We start from the raw sequence: 19194 nt of genomic DNA, 5'->3' as shown, positions 1-19194 counted from the left end.
GGGTGACGGCGGATGGCATGTGCCGTACCGCCATCCGGCCGGTTCCGTGCGGTAGTTCACCGCGTTCCGGGCAGATGACAGAGAGGCGACGATGCCGCCGTCCAGGTAAACGTACGTCAACAGTGCGTAAGACCTGGGTGACCCGATGTGCGTCACCCCCTGCGCCGCGAGTATCGTCCTCACCTGCACAGACTCATACCGTTTTCCCTTGACATCGGAGGGCTCGTTGTCCCGCTTCGTGCTCATCAAGGCAGTACTCGGCCCGGTCATGCGCCTGATGTTCCGCCCCCGGGTCGAGGGCGCGGAGCACATCCCCGGCGACGGACCCGTCATCCTGGCCGGCAACCACCTCACGTTCATCGACTCGATGATCCTGCCGCTCGTGTGCGACCGGCAGGTCTTCTTCATCGGCAAGGACGAGTACGTCACCGGCAAGAGCCTCAAGGGCCGGCTCATGGCCTGGTTCTTCACCGGCGTCGGCATGATCCCGGTGGACCGCGACGGCGGCCGCGGCGGCGTCGCGGCGCTGATGACCGGGCGGCGGGTGCTGGAGGAGGGCAAGGTCTTCGGGATCTACCCCGAGGGCACCCGGTCGCCCGACGGCCGGCTGTACCGGGGGCGGACCGGCATCGCCCGGCTCACCCTCATGACCGGGGCGCCCGTCGTCCCCTTCGCGATGATCGGCACGGACAAGTTGCAGCCGGGCGGGGCGGGGATGCCGCGGCCGGGGCGGGTCACCGTCCGGTTCGGCGAGGCGATGGAGTTCTCCCGGTACGACGGGATGGACCGGGACCGGTACGTGCTGCGGGCCGTGACGGACTCGGTGATGACCGAGGTCATGCGGTTGTCGGGGCAGGAGTACGTGGACATGTACGCGACTAAGGCAAAAGCCGCGTAGGCCTCCGGCGGTTGGGCGGGTTCGGGTGCGGGTGGGGTGGGGGTTTGCGCTGGTTCCCGCGGCCCTGGGTTGTTGCGTGCGGGTGCGTTGTGGTTTTTTGCGCAGTTCCCCGCGCCCCTGAGATCCGCGCCCCCGGCCGTTCCCTGCGGGCGCGTCGGGGGTCTTTGCGCAGTTCCCCGCGCCCCTGAGGACCGCGCCCCCGGCCGTTCCCTGCGGGCGCGTCGGGGGTCTTTGCGCAGTTCCCCGCGCCCCTGACAGCCGCGCCCCCGGCCGTTCCCTGCGGGCGCGTCGTGGGATTTTGCGCAGTTCCCCGCGCCCCTCCGCGCCTCCGGCCGTTTGCGCGCCCCTGGCAGCGTGCCTCCGGTTCTCTCTGGGCGGGGTTAGTCGGTGGTGGTTTGCAGGGATTGGGATTTGAGGAGGAACCAGGCTGCCGCCGCTGTGGCGAGCAGGACTGCCGCGCCCACTCCGGACGCCATGGTCAGGCCGTCGACGAAGGCCTCTCGGGCCGACGACAGCATCTGCTCGGCCGTGGTCGGCGGCATGTGGCCCGCCGCCTCCACCGCACCGCCCAGCGACTCGTGCGCTCCTTCCGGCGTGCCCGCCGGGGCCGCGGAGTTCCGGTACACGCCCGTCACGATCGAGCCGAGTACCGCGATGCCGAGGGCGGCGCCGAGTTCGTACGCCGTCTCGGAGACCGCGGAGGCCGCGCCCGCCTGGTCCTTGGGCACGGTGCCCAGGATGACGTCGGCGGTCACCGTGAAGGAGAAGCCCGCCCCCACGCCGACCACCAGCAGGGCGGCGCCCAGCAGGGGGTAGCCGGTGGACTGGCCGATCGTCGTCAGGGCCGCCAGCGCGAGACCGATCGCCGCGAGGCCGCCGGAGACCACGACCCGTACGGAGAAGCGGCGGGCCACGCGTCCCGCGATCAGGCCGGCCACCACCGCGCCGACGGCGGCTGGCAGTTCGGCCAGACCGGCCTCGAACGGGCGCCTGCCCTGGACGAGCTGAAGGTACTGCGAGAGGAAGAACACCAGGCCGGACAGGCCCAGGATGGTCAGCAGGTCGGCCAGGACGGCGCCGCTGAAGCCGCGGTTGCGGAACAGGCGCATGTCCAGCAGGGGCGCCGGCAGGGTCAGCTGGCGGCGGACGAAGCCGTACAACGCGGCCGCGCCCAGCAGTGCGGTCCCGAGCGAGAGCCCGGTGAAGCCGTGCGTGGCGGCCTCCTTGACGGCGTAGACGACACCGATCATGCCGACCAGGGACAGCAGCACGCTGGGCAGATCCCACGGGCCGGGGTTCGGGGTGCGGGACTCGGGGAGCGTCCTGACACCGACGACCACCAGGACGACCATCACGGGCAGGTTGATGAGGAAGACCGAGCCCCACCAGAAGTGTTCGAGGAGGAAACCGCCCACGATGGGGCCGACCGCGGTGCCCGCGGAGGCGGTCGCACCCCAGATGCCGACGGCGAGGCTGCGCTCGCGCGGGTCGTGGAAGAGGTTGCGGATCAGGGCCAGGGTGGCGGGCATCAGGGTCGCGCCGGCGACGCCGAGCAGGGCCCGGGCCGCGATCATCGTCTCCGGCGTCGTCGCGTAGGCGTTGAGGACCGATATCAGCCCGAACGCGGTGGCGCCCATGAGCAGGATCCGCTTGCGGCCGATGCGGTCACCGAGGCTGCCCATCGAGACGAGCAGGCCGGCGATGACGAAGGAGTAGACGTCGCCGATCCAGAGGAGCTGAGTGCCGGAGGGCTCGAGGTCCTCGCTGATGTACGGGGTCGCGAGACCGAGGACGGTCGCGTCGACGGCCACCAGCAGCACGGCGAGCACGAGGACGGAGAGCGCGAGCCAACGGTCCGGGCGCTTCACCGCCCCGCTCGTGGTCGCCGACCGCAGGGTGCTGGTCATGATTCCTCTCTCGGTCTTGCGGGGTTGTGTGGGGTGGCCGTGTGCGGCGGGCCGCGCGCTGCGGGTCTACCGTGCGGGCGGCCTCAGCGCGCCGCCGAGCAGCAGCTCGACGATCATGTGCTGGAAGTCCTTGGGGGCGCCCTTGCCGCTCTGCACCATCCAGGCGCCGGAGGCCAGCAGGCCGAACAGCGCCTCGGTGAGCCAGGCGGGCGTGAGGTCGATGCGGAACTCGCCGCTCAGTTGTCCGCGCCGGAACAGGTCCGAGATCAGGTCGTCGATCCGGGTCCAGCCCTGGTTCTGTTCCTCGCCCTCGAACAGCTGGTTCTCGGTGTAGAGGAACGCGAGCAGTCCGGCGGCCGGTTCGATCTCCCGGACGAGCCGGCGTACGGCGTCGCGCGCGGGGCCCTCGTCCAGCCGCGCGGCGTCCAGGGCGCTCTCGCACTCCGCGATACCGAGGGCCTCCAGGGCTCGCACCAGCGCGTCGCGGCCTGCGAAGTGACGGTGCAGGGTGGCCCGGCTGATCCCGGCCGCTTTGGCGACCTCGTCCATCGTCGCCGTGGATTTACGGGTCAGCAGGGCCGCGGCACCGCGCAGCACTTGATCACGATCGACAGCCATGACACAAGAGTAACGCACGTGAGACAGTCGTGTCTCATTCGGGACGTGCGTGAGGCCCCGGTTCGATGCCGGGGCAGGCTGCGTCCCTCAGTGCCAGGGCAGGCTGCCGCGCCGCTCCCAGTACGCCCGCGGCTCCTCCGCCAGCCCGGCCAGCCGGTCCACCTGGTCGTCGTCGAGGTCCACGACCGCCGCGTGCAGGTTGGAGGCGAGCTGGGTGGCGGTCGCCGCGCCGGAGAGGACGACGCCGGCCCAGGGTTGGCGCAGGATCAGCGCCAGGGCGACCGCGTCGCAGCCGAGCGACGTCTGAGCCGCCACGGCCTTGAGGGCGTCCGGCGCGTGGGGGTCCGCGAGGCGTCCGTTGGCCATGCCCTCCTTCACGATCACCGTGAGGCCGGCGTCATGGGCCTCGGCGAGAGCGGGGCCCGCCGAGGTCTCCAGCGCGTTGTACGTGGACTGGACGGTACGGAAGAGAGGCTCGCCGTCGACCGTCACGGCCAGGGCGGCGCGGATCGCGTCGGCCTGGGCGGGGCCACTGGTGGAGAAACCGACGGTCAGGCCCTGCGCGGCGGCCTCGGCCAGCTTCGCGTGGAGATCCTTGTCGGTGAGGGCGGGACTGTCAGGCGTCACCGAGTGGATCTGATAGAGGTCGAGCCGGTCGCCGAGCAGTTCGGCCGTCTCGGCGCGCTGCCGTTCGTACGTCGCGAGCCCGTGGTCCTTGACCTCGTGCCGGTCCGCGTCCGTGGTCCAGTCGGCGGTGTAGGTGTAACCCCACTTGCTGCCGACCACGATGTCGTCCGCGTAGGGCCTCGCCTTCAGCCAGCCGGCGAGGAACTCCTCCGAACGGCCGTAGGAGCGGGCCGCGTCGAAGTAGCGGACGCCCTGGGCGTAGGCGGCGTCGAGCAGTTCGTGGGTGCGGGTGCGCAGCGTCTCGACGCCGCGGTCCTCTCCGAGGTCCTCGTCCCGGCCGAGGGTGATGTAGCCGGGGCGGCCGACGGCGGCGAGGCCGAAGCCGATGTGACAGGTGGGGGTTGTCGCTGAGGCCAGTCGGGCGAAGGGCATCGCGGGCTCCGTTGGTCGACTCCGGTTCGGCTTCGACCAACGTAACCCGCGCTCACCTGCCGACCCCGCCCCGCCCCCGCCCCGGCGTCCGGTTCGTCCGTTCCGATCCTTGTGCGGGTGCGGGATGCGGGTGCGTCGTGGCTTGCCGGCGGTTTACCGCGTCCTCCGGGAGCGTCTCTTCCGAAGCGCCCCGTGGGGGCCTCCTTCCGAAACCCCTCTCTACCGCTTCGTCTTGGCGGTCGCCCACTCGTGCTGGGCCGCCACGTTCTGCTTCACCTCTGCCAGCTGGATCGCCACCGCGCTGGGCGCCGTACCGCCGCGGCCGTCGCGGGAGGCGAGGGCGCCGGGGACGTTGAGGACGGAGCGCACCTCGGGGGTGAGGTGGGCGGAGATCTTCGCGAACTGCTCGTCGGTCAGTTCGTCCAGTTCCTTGCCGTCGGCCTCGGCGACCTTGACGCACTCGCCGGCGACCTCGTGCGCGACCCGGAACGGCACGCCCTGCTTGACCAGCCACTCGGCGATGTCCGTGGCGAGCGAGAAACCGGCCGGGGCCAGCTCCTCCATGCGCTCGCGGTGGACGGTGAGGGTGGCGACCATGCCGGTGAAGGCGGGGAGCAGGACCTCGAGCTGGTCGCAGGAGTCGAAGACCGGCTCCTTGTCCTCCTGGAGGTCGCGGTTGTACGCGAGGGGGAGCGCCTTGAGGGTCGCCATGAGGCCGGTCAGGTTGCCGATCAGGCGGCCCGACTTGCCGCGCGCCAGCTCCGCGATGTCGGGGTTCTTCTTCTGCGGCATGATCGACGAGCCGGTGGAGAACGCGTCGTGCAGCGTCACGAAGGAGAACTCCTTCGTGTTCCAGATGATGATCTCCTCGGCGATCCGGGAGAGGTTCACGCCGATCATCGCCGTGATGAAGGCGAACTCGGCGACGAAGTCGCGGGACGCCGTGCCGTCGATGGAGTTGCCGACGCTGCCGTGCTCGAAGCCGAGGTCCTTCGCCACCGCCTCGGGGTCGAGACCGAGGGAGGAGCCCGCCAGGGCACCGGAGCCGTACGGCGACACGGCGGTGCGCTCGTCCCACTGACGCAGACGCTCCGCGTCCCGGGACAGCGACTGCGCGTGGGCGAGGACATGGTGGGCGAAGAGCACCGGCTGGGCGTGCTGGAGGTGGGTGCGGCCGGGCATCGCCACGTCGGGGTGGGCCTCCGCCAGGCCGATCAGGGCGTCCTGGAGGTCGGCGATCAGGCCGCCGACGATCCGGGCGTGGTCGCGCAGGTACATCCGGAAGAGGGTGGCGACCTGGTCGTTGCGGGAGCGGCCCGCGCGCAGCTTGCCGCCCAGGTCGGCGCCGAGGCGCTCCAGGAGGCCGCGCTCCAGGGCGGTGTGGACGTCCTCGTCGGCGATGGTGCCCACGAAGGAGCCGTCGGCGACGTCCGCCTCGAGCAGGTCGAGGCCCGCGATCATGCGGGTCAGCTCATCCTCGGTGAGCAGGCCCGCCTTGTGCAGCACGCGCGCGTGGGCGCGGGAACCGGCGAGGTCGTAGGGCGCGAGGCGCCAGTCGAAGTGGACGGAGGCGGACAGCTTCGCCAGGGCCTCGGCGGGACCGTCGGCGAAACGACCGCCCCAGAGCCTTACGTCACCGCTGTTGCTGCTCACTTGCGTTGCTCCTCACCACTACACACCACGACATGCATGAGTATGCAGTGCTCTGCATGATTCGTCAATTCAACTCCGGCCGACCGCCGGTTCCCGACGCCGAGAAGTTTTTGAAAGGAGTTTGAACAACAGCAACCGCTTACCCGTACTCACGACTGAACGCCGGCGCCGCGTTTGTACACCCACTCCTGACCCAAGTGAGGCATCCGCATGTCCAGGGCTCTTCCGAAGTACAACAAGCGTCGCGTGATCGTCATCGGTGCGGCCGCCGCTCTGGCACTGTCCGGCGCGGTCGTCGTCAACTCCGCCCTTGCCGGGGAGTCGTCCAAGAGCAGTGGCTCGACCAACGCCAAGACGCTCGCCAGCCCCGGCACCATCACGTGCCCGGACGTGGCCTCCCAGCTTCCCGCGATCCCCGCCTCCGCGCAGGCCGAGGTCGACCGCAACCTGGCGTTGCTCCAGACGCAGATCGCGGAGGCCAACAAGCGGCTGGTCGACACCGTGGGCCAGGGCGGGGCGAACTTCGTGCAGAACGCGATCCTCGGCCCGCTGGAGGGCAAGCGGGTGTCCACGATCGACCGCATCGCCATCTCGATCGGCCGCCAGGGCACCAAGCCGCAGGGCCTCGACGCGCTCGCACCCTGCGCCCTCGACGCGGGCGGCATCGCGGACACCGGTGAGGACTCCGCCGCGGGCGACGAGGCCGAGGCCACCCCCGGCGCGGAGGAGACGGCCGCCGAGGGAGCGGGCGAGGACACCGGCGCCGACGCGGCCGGCGTGGGCACCATCAGCTGCCCGGACGTCGCCTCGCAGCTCCCGGCGATCCCCGCCTCCGCGCAGGCCGAGGTGGACCGCAACCTGGCGCTGCTCCAGACGCAGATCGACGAGGCCAACACCCGCCTGCAGAACACGGTCGGCCAGGGTGGCGCCAACTTCGTGCAGAACGCGATCCTCGGCCCGCTGGCGGACAAGCGGGTCTCCACGATCGACCGCATCGCCATCTCGATCGGCCGTAAGGGCACCAAGCCGCAGGGCCTCGACGCCCTGGCCGCCTGCGCGTTGAACAAGTGACGTGACAGGCACGGCGGCCGCCCCGCGAAACGCCGGCCGGGGCGGCCGCTGTGGCGTACCCCCACCCTGCGAGGCCTATGTCGTTAGACACGCGAAAGGTATTGCCGGATAATCGTTAGACATGGGAAAGACTCACGAGCGCATCGACGGCAGGCTCCGCACGTTCATCGAGGAGCAGCCCCTCTTCTTCACCGCGACCGCCCCCTTGTCCGGCGACGGCACGGTGAACCTCTCCCCCAAGGGCCTCAAGGGCTCGTTCGCCGTTCTCGACGAACACACGGTGGCCTACCTCGACTTCGCCGGCTCCAACGCGGAGACCATCGCGCACCTGCGGGAGAACGGCCGGATCACGTTGATGTGGTGCGCCTTCCGGGGCCGGCCGAACATCGTGCGGGTGCATGGCCGCGGTGAGCCGGTCTTCCGCGACGACCCCCGGTTCCGGGACCTCCTCTCCCACTTCCCCGACCTGGACCCAACCCCGCACGGACTGCGCGCGATCATCGTCGTGCACGCCGAACTCGTGCGGGACACCTGCGGGTACGCGGTGCCCTTCATGACGTACGACGAGGAACGCGAGCTGCACGCCAAGCGCTTCGCGCGCGAGGACGACGAGTCGCTCAGCGCGTACTTCGCGAAGAAGGACCACATCGCCACGAGCATGGACGGACTGCCCGGGCTGCCGTTGCCGCTGAGTCCGCTTTGACGTACATGACCTGTCTGTACAGACAGTCAAGATGTGTGCCTCTTGGGGCATTTGACGGAATTCGCCCTTCCGTCGCGCTCGTCCCCTAGCGTGGTTCGCGCCCGCGCACCTCTCGCGCAGGCGCGAACACATGGGGGAAACATGTTGCGACCCGCACGCGAACCACAGAGCAAACGTCATGTCCGGTCGTCGTTCTACGTCGTCGGCGAGGGCATCCTCGCCGAGTCCCGGGACGGCGGACCCGCCGAGCCGCTGGCCGCCTCCACCGTGGCGGATCTGCGCAAGTTCCGCTTCTCCCGGCTGGGCCCCGCCTCCAGGCCGGCCCAGCAGCTCGACCACGACACCCGCGTCGAGCTGGCCAAGGCGATGACGGACCCCGAGCGGGACCACCCCGACCAGCCGGGGGTCCCGTCGGGGTTCACCTATCTCGGCCAGTTCGTGGACCACGACCTCACCCTCGACGCCACCGCGGTGCGCCTGGAGGACGAGATCACGGTCCGCCAGCTGCTCCAGGGCCGCTCCCCGGCCCTCGACCTCGACTCCCTCTACGGCCTCGGGCCCGACCACCGCTTCGACCGGCGGTTCTACGAGGACGACGGCATCCGGCTGAAGTCCGGCACGACCCAGGGGATACCGGGCGACCCCTCGATCGTGGGCCGGCCCCTGAGCGGGTTCGACCTGCCCAGGCAGGGGACGGGCTCGCTGAAGTCCGAGCGGCGCCGGGCACTGATCCCGGACCCGCGCAACGACGAGAACCTGGTCGTCGCCCAGGTCCACGCCGCCTTCATCCGGTTCCACAACCGGGTGGTGGCCGACCTGGTCGGCAAGGGCGTGTCGAGCGCGGTCCTCTTCGAGTCGGCACGCGAGACGGTCGTCAAGCACTACCAGTGGATGCTGCGCCACGACTTCCTGCGCAGGATCGTCGACCCCGAGATCGTCGAGGATGTGTTCGCCAACGGCCGCCGGGTCTTCGAGCCCTCGCCGGGCGAGCACGACCTGCCGACCATGCCGATCGAGTTCTCCGTGGCCGCCTACCGGCTGGGGCACAGCATGGTCCGGGGCGGTTACAACTGGAACCGGGTCTTCGACCGGGGCCGGGGCACGCTCGAGCTCCTGTTCCGGTTCAGCGGGACCAGCGGCATCCTGTCGCCGCCTCCCGCCGACCCGGCGGACCCGGAGTCGGGTGACTTCGAGCGCCTGCCCACCAACTGGATCGCCGACTTCCGGCGGCTGTTCGCCTTCCAGGAGGCGGTGCCGGAGCGGACCGACCTCCTCGTGCCCGAGGCGCAGTTCAACCTCGCCAAGCGGATCGACACCCTGCTGGTCGACCCGCTCGCCCGCCTGCCGCTCGGCTCCTTCGGCGGCCGCGGCCGGCCGGCGCCCCCGCAGGCCGAGCTGAACCTCGCCTTCCGCAACCTCACCCGGGCCTCGATGCTGCGGCTCGCCACGGGACAGCAGCTGGTCGGTCGTTTCATCGACCGCAAGGTCGACGTGGAGCCGCTCACCGCCGCCGAATTCGCGCAGGACGGCGGTGCCCGGCTCTCCGCCGGGCTCGCGGAAACGGTCGCCGAGAACACCCCGCTGTGGTTCTACATCCTGCGTGAGGCCGAGGTGAGGGGCGGCGGCAAGCTGACGGGGGTCGGCGGCCGGATCGTCGCCGAGGTGTTCCACCGGGCCATCGAGGGCAGCCGGCACTCCATCGTGCGCGACCCCTTCTGGCGTCCGTTCCTCAGCCCGGTCGAAGACCGCAACTCCCGGCACGTCTTCGAGATGACCGATCTGCTGCTGTACGCCTTCGAGGGACAGGCGGACCAGCTCAACCCGCTGGGTCCGGTGACCTGAGCGGCCGGTGCGGGTGGGCCGGCACCCCGCACGGTCGGCCCACCCGGCCTGCCGGTGCCGCCACCCGCGCTTAGCGTCTGATCATGCGCCCTCGTGTCGTCGTCACCGCTCTCGTCTGCGCGTCCCTCGGCCTGCTCGGTGCCGCTCCGGGCCTCGAGGCCGCTCCGCCGCTGCCCGCGCGGATGGCGGACACCGGCGGCGGCAGCCAGTTGATCACCGCCGTGGCCCCGAGCGCCGGTGCCACCTCGGGCACGCTCACCTGGTGGGACCTGCGGGACGGACGGTGGGCGCCGGCCGGTTCCACACCGGCCCGGTTCGGCGCGAAGGGCCTGGTCGAGGGCGCCTCGCGCCGGCAGGGCACGAACACGACGCCCACGGGCGTGTACGACCTCCCCTACGCCTTCGGCGTCCAGCCGGCGCCGCGCGGGACGTCGTACGCCTATCGCCCGGTGCGCCAGGGTTCCTGGTGGTGCCAGGACAACACCTCCCGTGCCTACAACCGGTGGACCGAGCCGCGTCCGTCCGACTGCCGGGCGGCCGAGTCCGAGCACCTGATCACCTACCGTACGCAGTACGCGTACGCGCTGGTCATCGGGTTCAACTACGGCACACCGGTGCGGGGCCGCGGGGCGGGGATCTTCCTGCACGTCAACGGGCGCGGGGCGACGGCCGGTTGTGTGTCGGTGCCGGCGGGGGCGATGCGGCGGATCCTTCGGTGGGCCGATCCGGGCAGGCACCCGCACATCGCCATCGGAACGGCGGGGGGCCGCACCGCCGTCACGCGGGCCCGGGGTCCGGCCCTCCCGCCTTCAGCGTCACCGTGAACGTCGTCGCACCCGGGCGGCTGTCCAGGGTGAGGCCTCCGCCGTGCGCCTCCACCACCGCCGCCACGATCGACAGGCCGAGGCCCGCTCCCGTTCCCGCCGCGTCCGTGCTGCGGCGGCGGTCCGCCCTGGTGAAGCGCTCGAAGACGCCGGGCCGGATGTCCGCGGGGACGCCGGGGCCGTCGTCGTGGACCTTCAGGGTCGCCGTGACGCCGTCCGTCTCCAGCGAGACCGTCACCTGCGTGCCGGCGGGCGTGTGCAGACGGGCGTTGGTCAACAGGTTGGCCAGCACCTGGTGGAGACGGTGTTCGTCACCCGTCACCGTGACCGGCTCCTCGGGGAGTTCCAGGGTCCAGCGATGGCCGGGTCCCACAGCCCTCGCGTCCGTCACCGCGTCCAGGACCAGCCGGGTCAGATCCACCGGGAGCTGTTCCAGGGGGCGGCCGGCGTCCAGGCGTGCCAGCAGGAGGAGGTCGTCGACCATCGCGCCCATACGGGAGGACTCCGCCGCGATGCGTTCCAGGGCCCGGGTCACCTCCGGAGGCGTCGGCCCCGGGTGCAGCAGCGCCAGTTCCGCGTGGCCCCGGACCGAGGCGACCGGGGTGCGCAGCTCGTGGCTGGCGTCGGCGGCGAAGCTGCGCAGGCGCTCCTCGCTGGCGTGCCGTTTGGTGAGGGCGTCCTCGACATGCCCCAGCATGCGGTCGAAGGCGCCCGCCATCTGTCCCACCTCGCTGCGCGGGTCCGCCGCGGAGCCTCTCCGCGGAAGCGCCACCACCCCGCTCGCCAGCGGGAGTTCGCTCACCCGCGTGGCCGTCGCCGCCACCCGGCTGAGCGGCCGCAGTGACCAGCGCACCCACACCGCGCCCGCCACTCCCGTCAGCGCGAGGGCCACTCCGAAGACGATCCCGGCGACCAGTTCGAGGCGGTGCACGATCGCCTCCACCGGCTCCAGCGGCAGACCGGTGATCAGCACGTCCCCGTCCAGCCCCCGCGTCGCCTCCACCCGGTAACCGTCCAGGGCGGAGAGGTGGAGGGTGTGGGCCCGTCCGTCGACCGGGACCGCGGCGAGCGCGTGCCGGTCGGCCCCGGCCAGGTCGACCGTCAGGTCCGTCGTCTCGGCGCCCGCCGTGGGCACGACGGCCGCGTTGGTCACGGTGCCGTTCAGCAGGCGCGCGCCGAACGTACCCGCCGCCTGGCGGCGGGTGTCGCCGTGCTCGTCGCCGTCGTGGTCGTCGGGCAGCCGGCCGCCGTGTTCCAGGCTGGCCGGGAAGCGGCTGCCGACCTCGCTCAGCTGCTCGTCCAGGCGGCGGATGAGGAAGCCGTTCAGCTCCACCACCGCGGCCACTCCGACGGCCGCGCAGCTCACCGCCAGCAGCACCACCAGCCCGGCGGTCAGCCGCGCCCGCAGGGTCCGCGGCAGCGGGATCCTCATGACGCCGTCGGCTTCAGCACGTACCCGGCCCCGCGGACCGTGTGGATCATCGGCGCGCGGCCCGCGTCGACCTTCTTGCGCAGGTAGGAGATGTACAGCTCGACGACGTGGGCACGGCCGCCGAAGTCGTAGGACCACACCCGGTCGAGGATCTGGGTCTTGCTGAGGACCCGGCGCGGGTTACGCATCAGGAAACGCAGCAGCTCGAACTCGGTCGGGGACAGTTCGATCAGCTCGCCCGTGCGGGTCACCTCGTGGGCCTCCTCGTCCATGACCAGATCGCCGACGATCAGCCGGGGGCCGTCCTCCTGCTGCCGGGCCATGCCGGCGCGGCGCAGCAGGCCGCGCAGCCGGGCGACGACCTCCTCCAGGCTGAAGGGCTTCGTGACGTAGTCGTCGCCGCCGGCCGTGATGCCCGCGATGCGGTCCTCGACGGCGTCGCGCGCGGTGAGGAAGAGGACGCAGACGTCCGGCTTCACCGTGTGCAGGGACGACAGGAGCCGGAAGCCGTCGGTGTCGGGGAGCATCACGTCGAGGACGACCGCGTCGGGCATCAGTTCCCGGGCCGCGGCGAGGGCGGCAACGCCGTCACCGGCCGTGCGGATCCGCCAGCCCTCGTAGCGCAGGGCACCGGACAGCACCTCGGCGAGATCGGGGTCGTCGTCGACGACGAGGACGCGCAGCGGGGTGCCGTCGGGGCGGGTGAGGGCGGGGCGACCGGAGCGGGTGGTGTTCATGGCTGCTTCCAGCATCACCCCTGACGGGCCCGGCGGACGTCTGCGCCGGCTCTGAGTTTCCTCTGAGTCCGCCGTGCGGACCCCTCGGACGCGGCCGCTCAGAGCGTCCTGAGAGGTTCGCCGCGCACAGTTGCGTCCCTGACGGACGAAAGGACGCGATCCCATGACCACCGTGCAAGAGCGGCGGCAGGCCTCCCTCGCGCCGCCGGCCCCCCGGCGCTCCCCCGCGGGCCCGCTCCTCGCCCTGCTGTGGGCCGGGGCCGCGGGCGTGCTCGCCCTGTGGTGGGCCGACACCGGCTCGGTGGTCGGTGCGGCGGGCTGGCTGACCGGCGCCGGGCGGATCGCCGGCCTGCTGTGCGGGTACGCGTGCGCCGTGCTCGTCGCACTGATGGCACGCGTGCCGATGCTGGAGCGGCGGATCGGCTCCGACCGGGTCGCGCGCTGGCACGCGATGGCCGGCCGCTTCACGATCTGCCTGCTCGTCGCCCACGTCGTACTGATCCTCACCGGGTACGCGGCCCAGGACCGCCGCTCGTTCGTGCACGAGACGCTGACGGTGGTCCTCGACTATCCGGAGATGCTCAAGGCGACCGCGGGCACGGTGATCCTCCTCGCGGTCGGCGTCACCTCCGTACGGGCCGTGCGCCGCCGCACCGGTTACGAGTTCTGGTACTACGTCCACCTCCTCACCTACGCCGCACTGTTCCTCGTCTTCGGGCACCAGCTCGCCCTGGGCGAGAACCTCGACGGCCGGCCGGTCGCCACGGCCGCCTGGTACGCGCTGTACCTGGGGGCCGCCGCGCTGGTGGTGTGGTTCCGGGTCCTCGCTCCCGTACGGCTCAACCTGCGGCACCGGCTGCGGGTGGAGTCCGTCCAGCGGGAGGCGCCCGGCGTGTACTCCGTCGTCGTAGGGGGCCGGCGGCTGGACGAACTGGGCGCGCGGCCGGGGCAGTTCTTCCGGTGGCGCTTCCTCGGCGAGGGGCTGGGCTGGACCTCCACGCCGTACTCGCTGTCGGCGCCGGCCCGGCCGGAGCGCATGCGGATCACCGTGAAGGCACTCGGCGGGCACAGCGCGGCCGTGGCGCTGCTGAGGCCCGGCACACGCGTGTGGGCGGAGGGTCCCTACGGGGCGCTGACCGCCGACCGGCGCACCGCGCACAAGTCGCTGCTCATCGCGGCCGGGGTGGGCGTCACCCCGCTGCGCGCGCTGTTCGAGACGCTGCCGGGCGAGGTCACCCTGCTCTACCGGGCGCGGGCCAGCGCGGATCTTGCGCTGGGCGGGGAGCTGGAGGCCATCGCGCGGTGGCGCGGCGCCAAGGTGCTGTACGCGCTCAACGGGCCGCAGGGGCTGCGCCCGAGCATGAACGCCGAGTCGCTGCGCGGCGCCGTGCCCGACCTGGCCGCGCACGACGTGTACCTGTGCGGGCCGCACGGCTTCGCCCAGGATCTGTACAAGGCGCTGCGCGCCGCCGGGGTCCCGGACCGGCGCATCCACCACGAGTCGTTCGAACTGTGAGGTCACCCACGTGCACGCGTTGAAGAAGGACCGCCCGTTGCGCCGCATCGTGCTGGCGAGCGCCGCCGCCGTCTCCGGGGTGGTGATGCTGCTGGCCCTGAAGCCGCACACGGCGCCGGAGACGGCGACGGCCGCCGCCGTGGCCCCGGCACCGACGTCGAGCAGTTCGAGCGGTTCCGGCAGTACCGGCGGTTCGGGCGGTACGGCGGCGGGTGGCGGCACCACGCAGGCCAAGACCGTCACCGGGGATTCCGTGCAGACCCGTTGGGGCCCGGTCCAGGTCCGGGTCACCGTGAGCGGCGGCAAGATCACGGACGTCACCGCGGTCACCTACCCGCAGGAGAATCCGCGCGACCAGCAGATCAACGCGTACGCCGTCCCGCAGCTGCGGAGCGAGGCGCTGGCCGCGCAGAGCGCGGACATCGACACCGTTTCCGGAGCGACGTACACGAGCGACGGCTACCGCCAGTCACTCCAGTCCGCACTGGACTCCGCGGGACTCTGAACACTCCACGGGACGCTGAACACTCCGCGGCCGGGACCCGTATCTGAGGGCCAAGGGTCCGTATCCACGGAGGAACAGTGACGACGACGATCGCCGGCGGCCGTGCCGCCCGCCGCCAGACGATGCGCCGCATCCGCCCGCGCCGCTCCCCGGCCGTCCCGTTGCTGCTCGCCGTATGGGCGGGCGCGGCGGGTGTGCTGTGGCTGTGGTGGGCCAACACGCCGAACATCGCGGACGACAACAGCAAGATCCTCAACGCGGGACGGATCACCGGGCTGCTCGCCGGGTACCTGATGGCGCTCGTGGTGCTTCAGATGGCACGGGTGCCCGCGCTGGAGCGGCGGGTGGGCTCGGACCGGGTCGCCCGCTGGCACGCGATGAGCGGCCGCTACACGCTCTGCCTGGTCTTCGCGCACGTGTTCCTGATCATGTGGGGGTACGCGCTGCAGGCGGGCAAGACGCTGGGGGACATCGTCCAGCAGACGATCGACTCCATCAACCAGCTGCCGGACATGGGCAAGGCGGCGATCGGCACCGGTCTGTTCCTGCTCATCGGGCTGGTCTCGATCGGACCCGTGCGCCGCCGGATGCCGTACGACACCTGGTACCACATCCACCTGATGACGTACGCGGCGGTGTTCCTGACCTTCTGGCACCAGATCACCACCGGCAACGACTTCGCGATCGAGCCGACAGCGAAGACCGTCTGGTACGCGCTGTACGGGTCCGTCACTGCGCTGGTCGTCTGGTACCGCGTCATCGTGCCGGTGCGGCTGAACCTGCGGCACCGGCTGCGCGTCGAGGCGGTCATCGAGGAGACGCCGGGCATCGTGTCGGTGCTGATCGGCGGGCGCAAGCTGCACCGGATGGGCGCCGAGGCCGGGCAGTTCTTCCGGTGGCGGTTCATGACGCCGGGGATGCGGTTCAGCTCCCACCCCTACTCGCTGTCGGCGGCCCCTCGCCCCGACCTCCTGCGCATCACCGTCAAGGCGATCGGCGACCACAGCGCGGCGCTGCGCGAGCTGCAGCCCGGTACGAAGGTGTGGGCCGAGGGCCCGTACGGGGCGATGACGGCGTCCCGGCGCAGCCGCGGCAAGGTGCTTCTGGTGGCCGGCGGAGTCGGCATCACGCCGATGCGGGCGCTGTTCGAGACGCTGCCGGGCGCGGCCGGTGACATCACCCTCCTCTACCGGGCCAACAGCACGCAGGACCTGGCGCTGTGGGACGAGCTGGCGAAGATCGCCGACGAGCGGGGGGCGCGCCTGATGTACGCCGTCAACAGCCCCGACGGGGAGCGCCCCGACATCTCGGCCGAGTCGCTCCAGCGGAAGATCCCCGACATCGACAGCCACGACGTCTTCATGTGCGGACCCAACGGCTTCGCCCAAGGGGTGTACGAGGCACTGCGCGGCGCCGGGGTCCCCGCCCGCCGCATCCACCACGAGTCGTTCGAGATGTGAGCGACCCGTCTCACGGGAACCTCGCCACCAACGGGAATCAGGAGCTCAGGAAGCGATGAGGAAGAGCCACCCTCTTCGGCGCGTCGTACTCGCCACCGCCGCCACCGTGTCCGGGATCGTGCTGCTGCTGTCGCTGAAGCCGTCGTCCGACCCGGGCGCGGCCCAGACGGGGGCCGCGGGCGCGGCCGCGCAGGAAGCGGCGCAGGGCGGGTCCGGGGCGGTCGTGTCGGGGACGATGACCGGTGACGCGGCACAGACGCAGTACGGGGCCGTGCAGGTCCGGATCACCGTCGTCAACAACAAGATCACCAAGGCCGAGGCGGTCCAGGCGCCCAAGGGCGGCACCAGCGACCAGAAGACCGCGCTCGCCGTCCCGAAGCTCAACGCCGACGTGGTCGCCAAGCAGAGCCCGGACATCGACACGGTGTCGGGCGCCACGTACACCAGCGAGGGCTACAAGAAGTCCCTCCAGTCGGCGATCGACAAGGCGAACGCGAGCGCCGGGTCCGGATCCGGGTCCTCCCAGGGCTCCGGGAGCGCGCAGGCGTCCGGCAGCTTCACCGGGGACGCGGTCCAGACGCAGTACGGCGCGGTCCAGGTCCGGATCACGGTCGCCGGCGGAAAGATCACCAAGGCCGAGGCCGTCCAGGCGCCCAAGGGCGGCACCAGCGACCAGAAGACCGCGCTGGCCATCCCGAAGCTCAACGCGGCGGCGGTCGCGGCCGGCAGCGCCGACATCGACACCGTCTCCAGCGCCACCTACACGAGCGAGGGCTACAAGAAGTCCCTCCAGTCGGCGCTGGACAAGGCGAAGGCGACGGCGGGCTCGTCGTCCGGGTCCGGCGAGGCGGGCGCCTCTTCGGGTGCCGCGCAGGCCAAGACCGTCACCGGCAGCGTCGCGCAGACGCAGTACGGCGCGGTCCAGGTCCGGATCACGGTCGCCGGCGGAAAGATCACCAAGGCCGAGGCCGTCCAGGCGCCCAAGGGCGGCACCAGCGACCAGAAGACCGCGCTGGCCATCCCGAAGCTCAACGCGGCGGCGGTCGCGGCCGGCAGCGCCGACATCGACACCGTCTCCAGCGCCACCTTCACCAGCGAGGGCTACAAGAAGTCCTTGCAGTCGGCGCTGGACCAGGCCGGTGGCTGACACGATGGCCGAGTCGGCGGCCGCCCCGGCGGTGCTGCGTCACGCGGAGGAGGTCATGGGGACCGTCTTCTCCTTCGACGTCCGCGGCGGCGAGCCCGGGGCGGTGCGGGCGGCGCTGGAGGAGGCGATCGCCTCGCTGCACAGGGTGAACGAGGTGTTCAGCACCTACCGCGAGGACAGCCAGGTGTCCCGGCTGGTGCGCGGTGAGCTGACGGTCGAGGAGTGCGATCCCGACGTGGCCGAGGTGCTGGAGCTGGGCGCCGAGGCGGAGCGGGTCAGCGACGGCTGGTTCAGCATGCGCTACCAGGGCCGGCTCGACCCGACCGGCATCGTCAAGGGCTGGGCCGCCGAGCGCGCGGCCCGGCTGGTCGCGGCGGCGGGCGTGAGCGGGGTCAGCGTCAACGGCGGCGGAGACGTGCAGCTGCTGGGCGTCCCCGGGTCCGAGCGGCCGTGGCGGGTCGGCGTGTCGGACCCGCTGCGGCCGGGTGGACTTGCGGCGGTGGTGTCGGCGGCGGGGGCCGACGAACTGGCGGTGGCCACGTCGGGCACGGCGGAGCGTGGCGCCCATATCGTCGACCCGCGTACGGGCCGCTCCGCGGTGACGGACCTGGTCGCCGTGACCGTGGTCGCACCGCGGCTGACCTGGGCGGACTGCTGGGCGACGGCTGCTTTCGCGATGGGCTCGCGGGAGGCGCTGGGCTGGCTGGAGTCACTGCCGGACGTGGAGGCCCTGCTGATCACGGCGGGCGACGAGGTCCGCTGCACGGGCGGCCTGGCCCGCCGCCTGGGCTGACACCCGGGCCCTCGTGAACCCCGGCGGCGCGGACCCCACATGGGGTACCCGGCGTGCGGGCGCGGACCCGGCGTGCGGGCGCGGGAGCCATGAGGGGGCGCGGGAGCTACGTGCTGCGGGCGGGGAAGCCGACGTGCGCGGGGGGGCGGGGAAGCCGACATGCGCGCGGGGCGGGGGGGGGGGGAAGCCGACGTGCGCGCGGGGGGAGCCATGAGGGGCGCGGGGAACTGCGCGACAAGCCCCCACCCACCCGGACCCGACCCACCCGACCCACCCGACGATGCCCCCACCCACCCAGGGGCGCGGGGAGCTGCGCGACAAACCACAACCCACCCGGACCCGGCACACCCCGGACAGTCCCCTCGCCCCTCCGGGAAACCGCGGGTTCGGCCGACCCGCGCCCCGGACGCCGGCGGGACAGGCCACACGTCCGCCCGTCCGCCCCGTTCGGGCTCGGCGCCAGCCGCTAGTGCCCGTTCTGGGCCAGCCGGAGCAGGTGATCGGCCAGCGCCTGTCCGCCCGTCGGCTCCCGGCTGATCAGCAGCAGGGTGTCGTCGCCCGCGATGGTGCCGAGGATGTCCTGGAGCTCGGCCTGGTCGATCGCCGAGGCGAGGAACTGGGCCGCGCCGGGCGGGGTGCGCAGCACCACGAGATTGGCGGACGCCTCCGCGGAGATCAGCAGCTCCTGCGACAGCCGCCGCATCCGCTCCTCCTTCGCCGACTCCCCCAGCGGTACCCGTGGGGTCCGGAAACCCCCCTCACTGGGCACCGCGTAGATCAGGTCGCCGTCGTTGTTGCGGATCTTCACCGCGTTCAGCTCGTCCAGGTCCCGCGACAGCGTCGCCTGGGTGACGCTGAGCCCGTCGTCGGCCAACAGCTTCGCCAGCTGGCTCTGCGACCGCACCGGTTGCCGGTTGAGGATGTCCACGATCCGGCGGTGACGCGCGGTGCGGGTCTGCGGCACGGCGGGCCCGCCCGCGCCCGGCTGCTCATGGTCCTGCGCGTGACTCATCGTCGTCTCATTCTCCG

At 72.0% G+C, this 19194-nt stretch carries 17 protein-coding genes; 10 read left to right on the top strand and 7 right to left on the bottom strand.

Going from position 1 to position 19194, the window contains the following annotated elements:
• Positions 1 to 226: 226 nt before the first annotated feature.
• Entirely contained in the window at positions 227 to 898 is a 672-nt protein-coding gene (locus OG440_RS30605; RefSeq protein WP_054239454.1) for a 1-acyl-sn-glycerol-3-phosphate acyltransferase, read from the top strand.
• A gap of 380 nt (positions 899 to 1278) precedes the next feature.
• Here OG440_RS30605 and OG440_RS30600 read toward each other — a convergent pair whose 3' ends face one another.
• The 4 genes from OG440_RS30600 to argH form a co-directional block, all read right to left on the bottom strand.
• Complete coding sequence (locus OG440_RS30600) at positions 1279 to 2805, bottom strand: MFS transporter (RefSeq protein WP_406009994.1); 1527 nt, start codon at positions 2803 to 2805, stop codon at positions 1279 to 1281.
• A 66-nt stretch (positions 2806 to 2871) separates the two neighbouring features.
• Positions 2872 to 3423: a TetR/AcrR family transcriptional regulator gene (locus tag OG440_RS30595; protein WP_406009993.1), complete on the bottom strand. Its 552-nt coding sequence runs from the start codon at positions 3421 to 3423 to the stop codon at positions 2872 to 2874.
• An 87-nt stretch (positions 3424 to 3510) separates the two neighbouring features.
• The gene (locus OG440_RS30590; RefSeq protein ID WP_406009992.1) at positions 3511 to 4482 is read right to left on the bottom strand and encodes an aldo/keto reductase; all 972 of its coding nucleotides are present in this window, start codon (positions 4480 to 4482) and stop codon (positions 3511 to 3513) included.
• 219 nt (positions 4483 to 4701) lie between these two features.
• A complete protein-coding gene (gene argH / locus OG440_RS30585) occupies positions 4702 to 6135 on the bottom strand; it encodes an argininosuccinate lyase (RefSeq protein ID WP_406009991.1) in 1434 nt (477 codons plus the stop codon).
• 210 nt (positions 6136 to 6345) lie between these two features.
• Between argH and OG440_RS30580 the strand changes: the two genes are divergently transcribed.
• The 4 genes from OG440_RS30580 to OG440_RS30565 all read left to right on the top strand — a co-directional run bounded on the left by OG440_RS30580 (position 6346) and on the right by OG440_RS30565 (position 10575).
• Positions 6346 to 7206: a hypothetical protein gene (locus OG440_RS30580; RefSeq protein ID WP_406009990.1), complete on the top strand. Its 861-nt coding sequence runs from the start codon at positions 6346 to 6348 to the stop codon at positions 7204 to 7206.
• A gap of 121 nt (positions 7207 to 7327) precedes the next feature.
• The gene (locus tag OG440_RS30575; RefSeq protein WP_406009989.1) at positions 7328 to 7909 is read left to right on the top strand and encodes a pyridoxamine 5'-phosphate oxidase family protein; all 582 of its coding nucleotides are present in this window, start codon (positions 7328 to 7330) and stop codon (positions 7907 to 7909) included.
• A gap of 141 nt (positions 7910 to 8050) precedes the next feature.
• Complete coding sequence (locus OG440_RS30570; RefSeq protein WP_406009988.1) at positions 8051 to 9751, top strand: peroxidase family protein; 1701 nt, start codon at positions 8051 to 8053, stop codon at positions 9749 to 9751.
• 83 nt (positions 9752 to 9834) lie between these two features.
• On the top strand, positions 9835 to 10575 hold the full coding sequence (locus OG440_RS30565; protein ID WP_406009987.1) for a L,D-transpeptidase: 741 nt from the start codon (positions 9835 to 9837) through the stop codon (positions 10573 to 10575).
• On the opposite strand, the gene OG440_RS30560 is transcribed toward OG440_RS30565, so the two are convergent.
• Both OG440_RS30560 and OG440_RS30555 read right to left on the bottom strand, forming a co-directional pair.
• A complete protein-coding gene (locus tag OG440_RS30560) occupies positions 10529 to 12007 on the bottom strand; it encodes a sensor histidine kinase (protein ID WP_406009986.1) in 1479 nt (492 codons plus the stop codon). The genes OG440_RS30565 and OG440_RS30560 overlap by 47 nt on opposite strands.
• On the bottom strand, positions 12004 to 12744 hold the full coding sequence (locus OG440_RS30555) for a response regulator transcription factor (protein WP_406009985.1): 741 nt from the start codon (positions 12742 to 12744) through the stop codon (positions 12004 to 12006). Before OG440_RS30555 ends, OG440_RS30560 begins: the two co-directional genes overlap by 4 nt.
• Positions 12745 to 12907: 163 nt before the next feature.
• Here OG440_RS30555 and OG440_RS30550 point away from each other — a divergent pair, with 163 nt between their 5' ends.
• From OG440_RS30550 to OG440_RS30530, 5 genes are all read left to right on the top strand, one after another.
• Positions 12908 to 14260: a ferric reductase-like transmembrane domain-containing protein gene (locus OG440_RS30550; RefSeq protein ID WP_406009984.1), complete on the top strand. Its 1353-nt coding sequence runs from the start codon at positions 12908 to 12910 to the stop codon at positions 14258 to 14260.
• Between the two features lie 10 nt (positions 14261 to 14270).
• The gene (locus tag OG440_RS30545; protein ID WP_406009983.1) at positions 14271 to 14765 is read left to right on the top strand and encodes an FMN-binding protein; all 495 of its coding nucleotides are present in this window, start codon (positions 14271 to 14273) and stop codon (positions 14763 to 14765) included.
• A 77-nt stretch (positions 14766 to 14842) separates the two neighbouring features.
• The gene (locus tag OG440_RS30540) at positions 14843 to 16225 is read left to right on the top strand and encodes a ferric reductase-like transmembrane domain-containing protein (RefSeq protein ID WP_406009982.1); all 1383 of its coding nucleotides are present in this window, start codon (positions 14843 to 14845) and stop codon (positions 16223 to 16225) included.
• Between the two features lie 55 nt (positions 16226 to 16280).
• Positions 16281 to 17372 carry an FMN-binding protein gene (locus tag OG440_RS30535; protein ID WP_406009981.1) on the top strand — a complete coding sequence of 364 codons (1092 nt, stop codon included), beginning with the start codon at positions 16281 to 16283 and terminating at the stop codon, positions 17370 to 17372.
• Between the two features lie 4 nt (positions 17373 to 17376).
• A complete protein-coding gene (locus tag OG440_RS30530) occupies positions 17377 to 18165 on the top strand; it encodes an FAD:protein FMN transferase (protein WP_406011497.1) in 789 nt (262 codons plus the stop codon).
• Between the two features lie 466 nt (positions 18166 to 18631).
• On the opposite strand, the gene OG440_RS30525 is transcribed toward OG440_RS30530, so the two are convergent.
• A complete protein-coding gene (locus tag OG440_RS30525; RefSeq protein WP_406009980.1) occupies positions 18632 to 19177 on the bottom strand; it encodes an arginine repressor in 546 nt (181 codons plus the stop codon).
• Between the last annotated feature and the right edge of the window lie 17 nt (positions 19178 to 19194).

This window comes from Streptomyces sp. NBC_00637 (assembly GCF_045161545.1).
In the GTDB taxonomy this organism is placed as follows: Bacteria; Actinomycetota; Actinomycetes; order Streptomycetales; family Streptomycetaceae; genus Streptomyces.
Note: the sequence above shows the minus strand (reverse complement) of the source record. Positions and strands in the feature narration are given on the sequence as shown.